Below are 12,973 nucleotides of genomic sequence, written 5' to 3'. Positions count from 1 at the left end.
GTCATGTTTCCGAACGAAAGGTCTTTCCTATTTCTTTTCCTAAACCAAAATAGTGTCTGAAATTATAAATAAGCGGACTCCATTTTGAAGGGTCAATGTGGTTGTCGTTCAATATGATCTTTTCCTCGGCATGGAAATGTAAAGCTTGTGTTTCCACAATCGCAAATGATGGTTCGTAATCTGGTATCCGAATATGCTTCACTTCTGCTTCTATTTGGATAGGGCATTCTTTAATTCGTGTTGGTGCTACTGTCATTGATGGTAAAGGTGTTAACCCTGCCGCTTCGTATTTCTCTTTTTTGTACGTAAACCCGAGCTGTTTCTTCAAAGGCGGGATATTCTTTTTTCCGCTAAAAGACGAAATTTTTTCAACGTTTTTCCATAAATCCGGGCTGGGCAAGTTAATGACACATTCTTTGTGACTACTTAAATTTTCAATCGCTTTTCCTCCTAAGCCTACTCCCAGAACAATATAGTTTCCAAGCGCCCATGAGGAAGACATCGGACTGATATTGGTGGTTCCATCTTCATTCAAAGTGGAAAGAAGGAATGTGGACGTGCCATAGTACATAATGTTTGGTTTGATTTCTTTAAAATGGAGAGTGTCTTGTTTTTCACTGTTCAACGATTATGCCTCCTAATCATTATTTATTCATATTGTAAAGGTTTAACATTTCAACTATCATCGAAATATGAATGTAAGGAGGAGAATGATGAATCCTAATATTGCAAAGGTTGCTTTGTTACTATCTGACCCCACGCGTTCTTCTATTCTTTTGAGCCTTATGGATGGAAGAATACACCCTGCTGGAGAGCTTGCATATTTCGCTAAAATCAAGCCTCAAACTGCCAGCTTTCACCTGCATAAATTACTTGAAGCACAGCTCATCAGTGTAGAGAAGCATGGAAGACATCGGTATTATAAATTGGCAAACGCCGATACTGCAAAAGTGATAGAACAATTGCTTAGTATTTCGCCAGATTCAAAAGTGAAGTCTTTCAATGATTCAAAAGAAAAAAGTGATTTACACTTTGCCCGTACCTGTTATGATCATCTGGCCGGTTATATCGGCGTGCAAGTGACATATTCATTAGTCGAGCAAGGCTTCTTACGAAAAGTGGATTTACAATATGAGGTGACTTCAGAAGGCTCTTTATTTTTAAAAGATTTTGGAGTCGACGAAGAAAAACAAAGAAATAAGAGGAGAGCTTTTGCGCTTTGCTGTTTAGATTGGAGCGAGCGGCAGCATCACTTAGCGGGAGCTTTGGGACATGCATTATTAGACAGGATGCTGGAACAACAATGGATTTTGCGTATGCCTAAAACTAGAGCTATTAAGGTTACACAAAGCGGAAAAGCTGCATTTGAGAAATACTTTAAATTGAGTATCTAAGATTTGAATAGAAAATGTCACCGTTGAAGGGAAGAAAAGTACTTTACGAACTTATAACATTAGCAACCCACTTATTTTTTTGCAGACAAATAAAAAGCAGGGTTTGAAACCTGCTTTTCCCCATTCAAATCAATTTTACATATGTCTACTAGATATGTTCCCTCTCTACATACTCTGATATTTCGATGAGGTTCTGATCGGGATCTCGAATATAAACAGAGATAATCGGGCCAAGGGCGCCAGTTCTTTTAACAGGTCCTTCCTCAACCATCACGTTGTTTTTTCTAAGATGTTCGATTATGGAATGAATCGGTTGATCAGTGATAAAACACAAATCCGCAGATCCCGGTAATGGATGCTGTGCCTTAGGTTCGAATTCATGACCGGCCTCATGCAAGTTTATTTTTTGATTGCCACAACGCAATGATCTTCTCCCTGAGCCAAACGTTTCTTCCTGCATTCCCAAAACAAATGTGTAGAAGCGGATTGTCTCCTGAATGCTTTTCACCGTTAAAACCAAATGATCAAGTCGTTTTATCATTCATGATCCCTCCTGCAAAGTAAACATCCCACTAAACGATTATTAATCCGCCTAGCTGCTTTCGTATCAGATGAGACCAACTAAAGGAAGATACTAACGGCAGAATAAATAAGCAGCAAACACATGATGACTCGAAATGCCTTATCGTGTTTTTCAAAAAGCTTTTTAAAAACAGAGCCGAACCCTGACCATAGCAACAGGGCGAACCAGCCCAGAAAGATGGCCAATGAGAGATAAAAAATAATTGATGTCATGGAATGCTGAAACGGCAGTATAAAAGCACTCATTAATGTTAAGAAGAACAAAATGCTTTTCATATTGATGATCTGGAAGATGAAACCGGATAAAAAAGAAGAGTGCGTATCCTCGGAATCCTTCTTTGAGCCTTTGGCGAAACCGATCTGCCAGGCCAAATAGAGCAAATAGACTGCACCAGCTATTTTGAAGTAGGGCTCAACAAGAGGAATCCAATTGTACAAACCTATTGTAAATATACCGCTGAGAATTCCGAGCGCTGCAAAACCTGATAAGATGCCGCTATTGAAACGCCACGAACCTATAAAGCCAAACCTTCGCGCTTCGTTCATCATTAGGATGTTACTTGGGCCAGGCGTAATGGATGTCAAAATCACATACGAAAGAAAAGCTATGATACTCATTGAATCACCTTCATTTGCTAAGTCATATTGGGCAGTTTTTATTGTATGATAGTGATATCTATAAATAAAATTGAAATATAAAAAAGCATTATCATTTTTTTCGATAGAAGGGGAAAACGTATGGAGATCAGACATCTTGTCACGTTCCAGGCCATTGTAGAAATGGGAAGTTACACGGGAGCTGCTGCTAAGCTGGGTTATACGCAATCCACGATCACCACTCATATCCAAGCGCTTGAGCAGGAGATCGGCGGAGCTTTATTTTCGTATGAAAAAAGAAATCTAAAGCTGACTCATTTAGGCAGAGAGTTAATCCCTTTGGCAGAAGATTTACTTTCTGCCCACGAACAGATCAAGAATATGAAGAGTGTTCATGAAATCAAGGGAGTATTAAAGGTAGCCGCACCTGAGTCTTTAACCATTTCCAGACTAGGGCCGATCATAAGGGAATTTTCACTGACATATCCTCATGTGAAAATCATCTTAAGCAACGGGACATGCGGGGAAAACCAGGTAGATTTATTGAGCGGCCGGGTCGATATCGCGTTAATGGTCTATCCGGAAATTAATATTGAAAAATGCATTCATCACACGTTAACCGAGGAGAAGATTGTCCTTGTGGGCAGTCATGACGGACCGGACCATTTTGATGACTATAAACAAGAAAATAGCAGTCATTTCTTTATTACAAATGAAGAGGGTTGCAGTTATCGGACCATGTTTGAAACATATCTAGTGAAGCATGACATTCGCAGCTTTCAAACAATGGAGCTGTGGAGTATCGAGGCGATTAAACAAACGGTCATGAGCGGACTTGGATTTTCTGTACTGCCTTATGTGACAGTGAAAGAAGAAGTGGAGGCGGGTAAGCTGAAAATCCTTCATCATGCTGAAAGCTTTGAGCCGCTTTACTCTCATATGCTAATCAAAAAGAAAAAATGGCAGCTGCCCGCCGCAGAGGCGTTTGCGGAGCTTGTTTTACATTCATTCGTGAGGCGGAGTGCTGAAAATCAATGAGAAAAGGGAGTGAGTGTTATGCTCACTCCTTTTTTATTTAAACGGCAGCTGCGAGCTTTGGTTTTACAAATTTCATAAAAATCCCTCTGACTAATGGACCCATAATCAGCAATTGCAAAGGGTAGGCTAAGATAAAGTTTTTCAGAACGATCATAAGGTACGCACTGAATAGGCTGTTCTCGTTAAGTCCATTCGATAAAGTTGCCGTGATTAATCCGAAAACAGACATACAAAGTACCATACCAACCACCATACAAGTCGACATGGCAAGGACGACATATAATTTCTTAGACTTGTCGAACGGCATTTTGAATGTCATTTTTCTTGCGAGCGGTCCGACTAACAGTAAATCTAACAGTAACGCTACAATGAATCCTATGATCATCTCAAAAGCTGTAACCCATGAAAAATCATGTATGGCTCCGTTGATCACTGCATTGTAAATCGACATGACGCAGACCATCCCAAAGCACATCATCACGCCGAAGATAAGGCCTTCTTTTTTATTTGCTGGCATACAATCAATCCTTCTCTCCATAATCGGTGATTAGTATACCAATGAATCACACATGCTCATAAGTGACAAATTTGTGGACAATTTATTGTCCGGAAACGTCTCCTTTTGTCATCAGCACATGCGGAATGCCATCCAATATAAATTCTTCTGATGCTGTCTGATAGCCGAGCTTTTCATAAAAGCCTGCTGCCTGTGTCTGACCGTAAAGTTTACATGTAACAATCCTTTTTTCTTTCACAATACGCTCTAACTCATCGACAATCACTCTCCCCAATCCGAATTTGCGATAGGGCTTCAGAATACAGATTCTTTCCAGTTTCCCCGCGTGATCCACGATACGCACACGCGCTGTGCCAACCGGCTGATGTTCATGGTAAACCAGAATATGCTGGCAATCTCCATGGAGTGTATCGAACTCATCGAACTCGTCAGAAACTGGACAGCCTTGTTCCTCAACAAATACTGTCTTTCTGATGTCAAACGCTGTATGTAAATCATGTTCTGTCGTTATTCTTTTCACATTCATGATTGATCCTCCTCTTTATCAGAAAAATGGCTGATGACATACTGTTTAAAGGTCTCTGCCACCGGGGATAAAAATCTGCCTTCTATCCAGGCAATTCCTATGACGCGCTGACATTCCGGCCAGCTGACACGAATTTTTTTGATTTTGCTTTGGTCTAACCCTTTCAGATCGGGCAGAATGGATATGCCAAGACCGGCTGCCACAAAGCCTGCTGCGGTGGCTGCTTCTTCACCCTCAAACATAATGTTCGGTTGAATATCCGCTTTCTCAAACAATTCATCAACCGTCATGCGCAGCGCATATCCTTTTTTCAATAAAATGAAACGCTCATCCGCAACTTCAGTCAGTGAAATGCTTTCGCGATGAGATAACGGATGGTTGTTTGGCACAAATACAAACAGTTCTTCGCTCCATAATTGTATCCATCGGATCAGCTTTTCAGGTTTGATGGAGGCAAGGAGACAGAGATCCAGATCTCCGGATTTTAATCGTTCAAGCAGCCAATATGAATGGTTTTGCTTCAGCTGGAAGGTAATGTCGGGATATTTCTGCTGAAAGCTGCCGATTAAATCGGGAACCAGCGTAGTTCCTAATGTATGTAAAAAACCGAGAGACACTTCACCTTGGTCAGGCTGCAACAAAGCCTGGATTTCTTCTTTCCCTTCGGTATATTCCTTCATCATGGCATGGACGTGTCTTAAAAATATTTCTCCGTATTTGTTTAGTTTAATCGAACGTCCTTGCCTGTCGAATAGCGGGACGCCTACATGGTTTTCGAGTCTGGCGATTGAGCGTGAAAGCGCAGGCTGTGTGATCGACAGGCTATGTGCCGCCTTCGTGACGTGCTGCATCCGGGCCAGTGTTTGAAAATATTCAAGTTGTTCCCATTCCAATCGTCATCACCTCACATATTACATATAAGCATGAAATGGATATTTATTATGCATTATACAACATATTTTCACAGTGCTAAGATAAATGTATAAACAGACTCGAGGATGTTTGAAATCGCAAAAAATAAAGGATGGATGTTTATGGAGAGCAGTATTACACAAAATGGTGAGGGGCAGATAAAGTCCCCATGACATACATTCAAAAAGGCACACCGGTTTTTCGGAAAATTACGTTTGCTTTCTTTGCCGCAGGTTTTAATACATTTGCCATTCTGTATTGTGTACAGCCGCTCATGGAGGAGTTCACGCGGGAATTTCATGTGACACCTACAACAGCGAGTCTCTCTTTATCTGTTACAACGATGCTCTTAGCTGTCAGCATGCTTGTTTTCGGTTCGTTGTCAGAGGTATGGGGACGTAAGCCGATTATGGCTGTATCCATGCTGGCCGCATCCGTTCTCTGTCTGGCATCGGCCTTCAGCCCGAATTTTCATACGCTGCTCGTATTGAGAACCATTCAAGGGATTGCGCTCGCTGGTCTCCCATCGATTGCGATGGCTTATCTTGGAGAAGAAATTGAACCTGGGAGCCTTGGGTCGGCGATGGGGCTGTATATCAGCGGAAATGCGATTGGCGCCGTTTTTGGAAGGATTGTTTCAGGGCTCTTGAGTGAGTACTTTACTTGGCATATAGCGATGGGGTCAATTGGTGTGATTAGTTTGATAGCGAGTATGATATTTTTTATGAATTTGCCTCAATCGACGCATTTTACGCCGAGAAAACTTGAGATCGGGCAGTTGGGAATGTCTTTAATCAGTCACTTGAAGGACCGGAAACTGTTAAGCTTGTTCCTCATTGGTTTTTTGCTTCTCGGAAGCAATGTTGCATTGTTCAACTACATTGCGTATGTGCTGTTAGCGCCGCCGTATTCCTTTAACAAAGCGATTGTCAGCTGGATATTTATTGTGATGATTGTCGGGATTTTCAGCTCGTCTTTTATTGGAAGAATGGTCGATCAATACGGGTATCATAAAATACTGATGATGAATATTTTTATCGTTACTGCAGGTGCATTATTAACGTTAAACGGCGTATTAGCAGTAAAAATTTTCGGGATTGCCCTTTTTACCTTTGGATTCTTTGGAGGGCATTCAGTCGCCAGCAGCTGGGTTGGACGGAGGGCCCTGCACAACAAAGCGCAGGCCTCATCGCTGTATTTGTTCTTTTATTACGCAGGTTCAAGTATTTGCGGAACAGTCGGCGGTGTGTTTTGGTCTGCTTTTCAATGGCTGGGTGTCGTCGGAATGATCACGTTCATGCTGCTGTTTGCTTTCGTGCTGTCGGTATTTCTGGCAAGGAGTGAAAAGGTGTCGGGCAGCGCGCTATGACTAATTTATTTTATTTTCCGTTGACACGAAAGAATGCCTATCTTTTTCTGGACTGAAGATAGGTATTCTTCACTTATAGGCGATATATGAGCAAGGGCCAAACTTCTGCCTTGAATAAATTCTGTCATTTCCTTTATTGATAGTCCAGTTTTTCAAAAGCATTTCATAAGCGTGATCGTTTCGATGTCTTTTTGAAAATAAACACGTATTAATGTAGTTTATAATGCTTAGACATTCTGAAACAAGACGGGCTGCATGTGATCTGCTGTGTCCTTTTCCTGCATATCATGATTCATGAAGGTGAATAGGAAAGGGTGAATTCAATTGAATCCATACAACAGCAGAATGGCACCTTATTGGGTTTATTATGGTGGAGAATCAACGCCTTACCAGTATCCATATGGATATAGGCAGCCCGTTTTCTCGCGCGCTATTATTACTTCAGCGCGGGGTGATGTGACGGGAGATGGAGTCGCTGATGAAGTCTTCCTTACTGGCAATCAAACGTCAGGCAGTCCGCTATGGAGAAATATCACTTTGGTGATACGTGACGGCAAGACACATCAGGAACGGCAAATTCAGCTTCATAACAATATCGGGTACAATCCTTCACTATTTCTGGCTGATGTGACAGGCAATAAAACGGAAGATGTGGCTGTTGTAATTGATACCGGGGGAAGCGGAGGCTCTATATATGCGTATGTGTTTGCTTATATGAACCGGCAGTTCAGGCAGATTTTCAATTCTGATTCGTTTAATGATGAATTCAAGTACAGTGTGAGCTATCAAAATCAATATAAAGCGAGCGTGATCAGTCAACGCCAGCATGACCAATATATACTGGATCTTACTTACAAAGGCAGAGACTATTTGAATGAGATCTATACGAATCAGGGTGTTTTAAAAGCGCCGATAGAAGGCTGGGTGAATCCTTTATCCGGCTTGTATCCGGTTGATTTCAACAGAGACGGCGTATACGAATTGCTGGCGTATCAGCGGATCGCCGGAAGGTATAACGCCGACTCATTGGGATATGTTCAAACCGTATTGAAATGGAACGGGCGGAATTTCGGCGTTGACCGGCAGAATGTATCGATTGTTGGCGGTGCCGCAACTTGAGCAGAGAGAATGCGTTAGTGGCAAAGACTCACGCTACAGGTGTTCTGCAACGATGGTCAGTTAATAAGATAATGGTTTGCTGCTCTTCTAACATTTCTCGATGAAAATCATCCTGCATAAAAAATCGCGTTTGTTTTACGTAATCTTCTTTGCTTGTCGGATGTCCGTTTTGATTCAGGAACGTAATATGATTCATGACATGCTCTTGCATGGCAGGGGCATGATACGTCACATCGCTTCTTAAAAAATCAGGCTGGCGGCTCTATTTTTATGATCAAAGAAAAGAGTGCTTTCACACAAGCACTCTTTACTCCAACTTAATTCTTTTCACATCCCCTAACACAAACACGTAAAAAATCAGTCCGAGCAGCAATACAAAACCTGCAACCAGAAAGCTGAGCGTAAATGAACCTGTCACATCAAACAAATATCCCGTGAGTGAAGCAGCGATTATGCCTCCGAATAGGTTATTTGCCAGGTTTACCATGGAACTCAGCATGGAAACGGAGCCAATCGGGGCCAGTTCTGCGGAGATGGACCAGCCGACCGGAGCCGTTGCAGAAACGCCGGCGAGGCCGATTGAAATGCAGATAATCGCAACGGTGATATTATTGGTCAGAATGGAGCCCAAAAAGAAAAAGCCGAAGCTCATCCCTACAATAATTACGGTTCGATACACCTTGGTGTTGGAATAGCCTTTCTTGATAAGATAATCGACGAGCCAGCCGCCGACCACAATGCCGGAAATGGTAGAGATCAGCCACGGCACGGCGGTGAATAAACCGGATGACATGAGATCCATTCCGTATGTATGCTTAAAGAAAGTCGGAAGCCATGTAAGCAGCAGGTTGAATGTATAGCCGTACCCTGTAAATCCGATCATTAAGCCCCATACTTTACGATTAGTGAAAAGCTTTTTTAAAAGCGGACCCGTTTTGTAAGGGATTTGTTCTGTTGTGATTGTATTGTGTTTCTGAATATAGTTTAATTCGCTTTTGGAAATGCGTTTGTGCCGTTCGGGCTGCTCATAGTATTGCCAGAAAAAGATGGTAAACAGCACATTGATGCATCCGATCGTTAAAAAGGCGACCCGCCAGTCAAATGTTGTGACGAGAAAGGCGACCAGCGGCGCACCGATCACGTTTGAAAATTTGGCGGCAGAATCAAACAGCGAGTTCGCCAGACCCCGTTCGCTTGGGGGAAACCATAGAGCGGTTGCTTTGGAAGCGGCGGGGAACGCCGATGCGCTCGTCAGCCCAATGAGAAATCGGAACACATATAAGAGCAGTTTTCCTTGTAAAAAAGCGAGAATGATCGTTAAAAAGCTCCAAACCGTCATTCCGATTCTAGTGACCCAGGCCACGCCAAACCTGTCCAATAAACTTCCGACGGGCAGCTGCATCAGTGTATACGAATAGGTGTAAATCGAAAACACAATGCCGAGTTCAGTTGCTGTGAGGTGAAACGAATCTTGTATCGCCGGGGCAGCTACAGAAATGGCCACTCGATCAAAATAATTAAGAATGATAATGCCGCTCAGTAACGAAGATATGTACCACCTGGTATGCCCGGGCCGTTTCACGCGCTCTTGACTCATGATGAAAACCTCCTCTGTTATAGCATGATCTCCGGATGTAAATACCATTCAAATTTTAAATACCACACCTATCTTTTATGTAAACGAACAGCAGGAATTTGACTGGAAAAGCCTATTGCTTTAGAATGAAAGTAATAAAAATGAACACTCCAAAGGGGAGTAGCTTTCACAGTAAAGTCGTCATTACGGGACTAGGTGTCCTCGGCTTTGCTGGCAATTTGATTGTTAGCGAGACCTTTGCCAAATCTGATTTGGTGAAGGTCTTTTTGTTTCTGAACTTCACCAAATCGGTGGAGTTTTTTCATTTTTATCAAAAAAGGGAGAGGAGATTCACTATGTCTAAGCTGAAGAAATGGCTGAAACGTGAATTGGTGAAGAAGGGGCTGCCATTAGCGAAAGAGAAATTGATCCCGATCTTGAAAGAAAAAATGAAGAAGAAACGATAAGGGGGCAAACAATGAAGAAAATGGTTCTGACGGTTTTGGCCGGCGTGGGTCTTTTAGGGGCAGGCGGATGCGGAATACTGGATCAGGTGAATGACGGGCTGGATTATACAAATGAAGCGTCAGCTTATGTGGAAAAGGTGAAGACGTTTGCAGAGGAAGCGCCTGCATTGGCTGAGGAAGCTGTAAATGACACTGAGGCGAAAGAAAAACTAGAGACACAGCTTGAGTCTATTCAAAAGGCAGCAGCTGATTTTAATGAATTAACACCGCCTGATGCCGCAGCGGAGCTTCACAGCACCCTACAGGAGCATAACGACACATTGCAAAAAAGTGCGGAAGACGTCTTGCAGCAAGTGGAAGAAGGAAAGGCATCGCTTGAGGAATTGGAGCAATCTGAATTGGTCCAAAACGCTAAGCAAATTACTGATGTGATGGGGCAAATTGAAAAGCTTGGCGAATAAGAAAAAGCATCCCGGGAGCGGGATGCTTTTTTATTATTCTGCAATCGCGTCTGTTAATACAGGAACGACTTGTTTTTTACGAGAAACAACGCCTTTAAGAAGGGCTGTGTTGTTTTCTAATGTGACGTTGAATGCTTTTTCCACTTTGTCCGCTTCGTTACCGATTGCAAGTGCAAGTGAATCGTTTTCTAAGATGTCTGTGATGACAAGAAGGAACAGATCAAGGTTCTTCTCAGCCACAACTTTAGAAATCACTGCTTCTAACTCAGCTTGGCGTTTTCTCACATCTTCGATATCCACTGTGTTGACTTGTGCGATTTCGACTTTTTTGCTGCCGAGTGTGAATTCTTTTGCATCAAGAGAAATTAGCTCTTCAACTGTTTTTTTGCTTAGGTCAGCGCCTGCTTTCAGCATGTTTAAGCCGTATTCTTCAGCATCTACGCCAGCGATTTCAGCAAGTTCTTTTGCTGCCGCTACGTCTTGATCCGTGCAAGTTGGAGATTTGAATAACAGAGAGTCAGAAATGATAGCAGACAGCATAAGGCCGGCAATATCTTTCTCGATTGTTACGTTATTTTCTTTGTACATTTTGTTTAAGATTGTAGCAGTACAGCCGACAGGCTCAGCACGATAGTAAAGCGGCTCAGCTGTTTCGAAGTTTGCGATTCTGTGGTGGTCGATGACTTCAAGAACTTGAACGTCTTCAATATCCTTGATGCTTTGCTGGCGTTCGTTGTGGTCAACAAGGATAACGCCGTTCACTTCGTTTGCAGCTGTTTCTACAAGACGAGGGCTTTCTTGTTTGAAGTAATCAAGTGCATATTGTGTTTCGCCGTTGACTTGTCCAAGTCTGACAGGCTCAGCGTTGAAACCGAGTTTGTTTTTTAAATCAGCGTAAGCAATAGCAGAGCAGATCGTATCTGTATCTGGATTTTGGTGTCCGAAAATAAGTATTTTTTCCATGATAACTCCTTATCCTTTTTTAAGTAGTGTAAACATTCTTTTTATAGTTTAACACGTCTTGCTGCGGGTGTAATCATGCAAACCCTTAAAAATTGATGTGAATATAAAGCATTTTTTTTGAGTGAAAGAGGAAAGGTGTGTAAAATGCTGGGTAGGTCAGTTGCAAAATGATCTGTAGTATCAAAAAAGGTACTATTGGAGGGTCGAACATGAGCCGAAAAAATAATATTTATCCGAACAAAGAAGGCTGTCCGGTTGAATTTACACTAGATGTCATTGGCGGAAAGTGGAAAGGAATCCTTTTTTATCACATGATAGATGGCAAGAAACGGTTTAATGAGTTTCGCAAAATATGCCCGAGTATTACCCAAAGAATGCTGACCCTACAGCTTCGAGAGCTTGAAGCGGATGGCATTGTTCATCGCGAAGTTTATCACCAGGTGCCGCCCAAGGTTGAATATTCTCTGACAGAATTCGGACGAACGCTTGAGCCGATTGTATTGCAAATGAAAGAATGGGGCGACGCCAACCGAGAAGCACTGGAGGCGCGTCGTTCAACCAGTTTATTAAAAGAACAGCAGAAGTAGCAGCAAAGGGAAGCCTTTGCTGCTTCTTTTATTTCATCGAAATGGCTTTATTGGCGTTTCTGACGTCATTTTTTAACAGGTCAGAAAGATTGTAAGATGGGTAGTATCCATGCTGATACATGTATTGATAAACTTGCGCATGCAACTTAATGGCAGCGTTCAGCTGTTTGACAAGTACGGTTCTTAATTGAGGTGTTGCTGTTTCTGTAATTGCGATGGCATAGTTGCGGACAGATGTTTTGGCAAAGCCGAGCAGGTCACCGCTGAAAAATGGGTTATCCGCACGCTCTTCTTCTTCATCATCGCGAGGCATCGGCGCCTGAGGGAAGAATGGGAGAAGCTCTCTTAAATTCTGCTCAACGGCCTGAATGGAAACGCTATAAAGCTGTCTGAGCTGAGGGTCTCTAACTTCTCTAATCATTTTCTTCAGTTTAATGAGCCCGTTTGACTGAAAAGCAACCAGCTCATGCATCTCTAATGTTTCATGCCAAGCCAACGTTCTGCGTTCATCCATGTAACAAATCTCCTTTATCAATCAGATTCTGTATCAGCATATGCCCAACGTTCAATGTTGTTCATGATGTTTTGAAGTTTTTAAAAAGGGAATCCACCTTATATAGGATACGGGTTGAGAACATCCAAAAAGAGGTGAAACACGATGTGGGACATGATAAAGAACTTTTTCTTGTTTAGCAGCGGCGTTCTGCAAGCAACAACCCTTTTACTTGTGATTTTAATATTTGTATATGTCAGAAAAACGAAGAAGAAAAACAAAGAATCTTCTGGTTTTATGGATGATAAAGAATAAGAAGTGATGGGCATTCTTTTAAAGAATGTCTTTTCGTTTGCAATGTTTCACATGAAA

Annotated in this window: 16 protein-coding genes and 1 pseudogene; 7 read left to right on the top strand and 10 right to left on the bottom strand. The window is 42.2% G+C overall.

What is annotated here, in order from left to right; translation table 11 throughout:
• Position 1: 1 nt before the first annotated feature.
• Positions 2–625, bottom strand: a complete 624-nt coding sequence (locus NST56_RS21760; RefSeq protein ID WP_168749290.1) for a flavin reductase family protein — start codon at positions 623–625, stop codon at positions 2–4.
• An 88-nt stretch (positions 626–713) separates the two neighbouring features.
• On the opposite strand from NST56_RS21760, the gene NST56_RS21755 reads away from it, so the two are divergent.
• The gene (locus tag NST56_RS21755) at positions 714–1,394 is read left to right on the top strand and encodes a winged helix-turn-helix domain-containing protein (RefSeq protein ID WP_339182348.1); all 681 of its coding nucleotides are present in this window, start codon (positions 714–716) and stop codon (positions 1,392–1,394) included.
• A 148-nt stretch (positions 1,395–1,542) separates the two neighbouring features.
• Here the strand turns inward: NST56_RS21755 and NST56_RS21750 are convergent, their stop codons facing one another.
• Positions 1,543–1,935, bottom strand: coding sequence for a VOC family protein (locus NST56_RS21750; RefSeq protein WP_339179141.1), 393 nt, complete (start codon positions 1,933–1,935; stop codon positions 1,543–1,545).
• Between the two features lie 80 nt (positions 1,936–2,015).
• Positions 2,016–2,594: a LysE family transporter gene (locus NST56_RS21745; RefSeq protein ID WP_168749286.1), complete on the bottom strand. Its 579-nt coding sequence runs from the start codon at positions 2,592–2,594 to the stop codon at positions 2,016–2,018.
• A gap of 120 nt (positions 2,595–2,714) precedes the next feature.
• Here NST56_RS21745 and NST56_RS21740 point away from each other — a divergent pair, with 120 nt between their 5' ends.
• Positions 2,715–3,611, top strand: coding sequence for a LysR family transcriptional regulator (locus tag NST56_RS21740; protein ID WP_339179136.1), 897 nt, complete (start codon positions 2,715–2,717; stop codon positions 3,609–3,611).
• Positions 3,612–3,648: 37 nt separating this feature from the next.
• Here the strand turns inward: NST56_RS21740 and NST56_RS21735 are convergent, their stop codons facing one another.
• The 3 genes from NST56_RS21735 to NST56_RS21725 form a co-directional block, all read right to left on the bottom strand.
• On the bottom strand, positions 3,649–4,128 hold the full coding sequence (locus tag NST56_RS21735; protein WP_268445098.1) for a DUF2798 domain-containing protein: 480 nt from the start codon (positions 4,126–4,128) through the stop codon (positions 3,649–3,651).
• An 82-nt stretch (positions 4,129–4,210) separates the two neighbouring features.
• A complete protein-coding gene (locus NST56_RS21730) occupies positions 4,211–4,654 on the bottom strand; it encodes a GNAT family N-acetyltransferase (protein ID WP_339179132.1) in 444 nt (147 codons plus the stop codon).
• The gene (locus NST56_RS21725; protein WP_010332621.1) at positions 4,651–5,547 is read right to left on the bottom strand and encodes a LysR family transcriptional regulator; all 897 of its coding nucleotides are present in this window, start codon (positions 5,545–5,547) and stop codon (positions 4,651–4,653) included. The genes NST56_RS21730 and NST56_RS21725 overlap by 4 nt, the downstream gene beginning before the upstream one ends.
• A 188-nt stretch (positions 5,548–5,735) precedes the next feature.
• Between NST56_RS21725 and NST56_RS21720 the strand changes: the two genes are divergently transcribed.
• Complete coding sequence (locus tag NST56_RS21720) at positions 5,736–6,935, top strand: MFS transporter (RefSeq protein ID WP_339179129.1); 1,200 nt, start codon at positions 5,736–5,738, stop codon at positions 6,933–6,935.
• 324 nt (positions 6,936–7,259) lie between these two features.
• The gene (locus NST56_RS21715; RefSeq protein ID WP_339179127.1) at positions 7,260–8,054 is read left to right on the top strand and encodes a hypothetical protein; all 795 of its coding nucleotides are present in this window, start codon (positions 7,260–7,262) and stop codon (positions 8,052–8,054) included.
• Positions 8,055–8,114: 60 nt separating this feature from the next.
• Here NST56_RS21715 and NST56_RS21710 read toward each other — a convergent pair.
• Together NST56_RS21710 and NST56_RS21705 are read right to left on the bottom strand one after the other, a co-directional pair.
• Positions 8,115–8,304, bottom strand: a pseudogene (locus NST56_RS21710) (MerR family transcriptional regulator); the annotation flags it as partial.
• 57 nt (positions 8,305–8,361) lie between these two features.
• Positions 8,362–9,672, bottom strand: coding sequence for an MFS transporter (locus tag NST56_RS21705; RefSeq protein ID WP_168749532.1), 1,311 nt, complete (start codon positions 9,670–9,672; stop codon positions 8,362–8,364).
• A gap of 436 nt (positions 9,673–10,108) precedes the next feature.
• Between NST56_RS21705 and NST56_RS21700 the strand changes: the two genes are divergently transcribed.
• Positions 10,109–10,558 carry a DUF6376 family protein gene (locus NST56_RS21700; RefSeq protein ID WP_339179124.1) on the top strand — a complete coding sequence of 150 codons (450 nt, stop codon included), beginning with the start codon at positions 10,109–10,111 and terminating at the stop codon, positions 10,556–10,558.
• 33 nt (positions 10,559–10,591) lie between these two features.
• Here the strand turns inward: NST56_RS21700 and NST56_RS21695 are convergent, their stop codons facing one another.
• Positions 10,592–11,521: a manganese-dependent inorganic pyrophosphatase gene (locus NST56_RS21695; protein ID WP_339179122.1), complete on the bottom strand. Its 930-nt coding sequence runs from the start codon at positions 11,519–11,521 to the stop codon at positions 10,592–10,594.
• A 209-nt stretch (positions 11,522–11,730) separates the two neighbouring features.
• Between NST56_RS21695 and NST56_RS21690 the strand changes: the two genes are divergently transcribed.
• The gene (locus NST56_RS21690; protein WP_339179120.1) at positions 11,731–12,108 is read left to right on the top strand and encodes a winged helix-turn-helix transcriptional regulator; all 378 of its coding nucleotides are present in this window, start codon (positions 11,731–11,733) and stop codon (positions 12,106–12,108) included.
• Between the two features lie 28 nt (positions 12,109–12,136).
• On the opposite strand, the gene NST56_RS21685 is transcribed toward NST56_RS21690, so the two are convergent.
• Positions 12,137–12,622, bottom strand: coding sequence for a spore coat protein (locus NST56_RS21685; protein WP_010332612.1), 486 nt, complete (start codon positions 12,620–12,622; stop codon positions 12,137–12,139).
• A 144-nt stretch (positions 12,623–12,766) separates the two neighbouring features.
• On the opposite strand from NST56_RS21685, the gene NST56_RS21680 reads away from it, so the two are divergent.
• Entirely contained in the window at positions 12,767–12,916 is a 150-nt protein-coding gene (locus tag NST56_RS21680) for a hypothetical protein (protein WP_010332611.1), read from the top strand.
• The last annotated feature ends 57 nt before the right edge of the window (positions 12,917–12,973 follow it).

The organism is Bacillus sp. FSL R5-0560, from assembly GCF_037966305.1.
Classification (GTDB): domain Bacteria; phylum Bacillota; class Bacilli; order Bacillales; family Bacillaceae; genus Bacillus; species Bacillus mojavensis.
The sequence above is the reverse complement of the archived record's forward strand: the minus strand, read 5'-3'. Positions and strand labels throughout refer to the sequence as shown.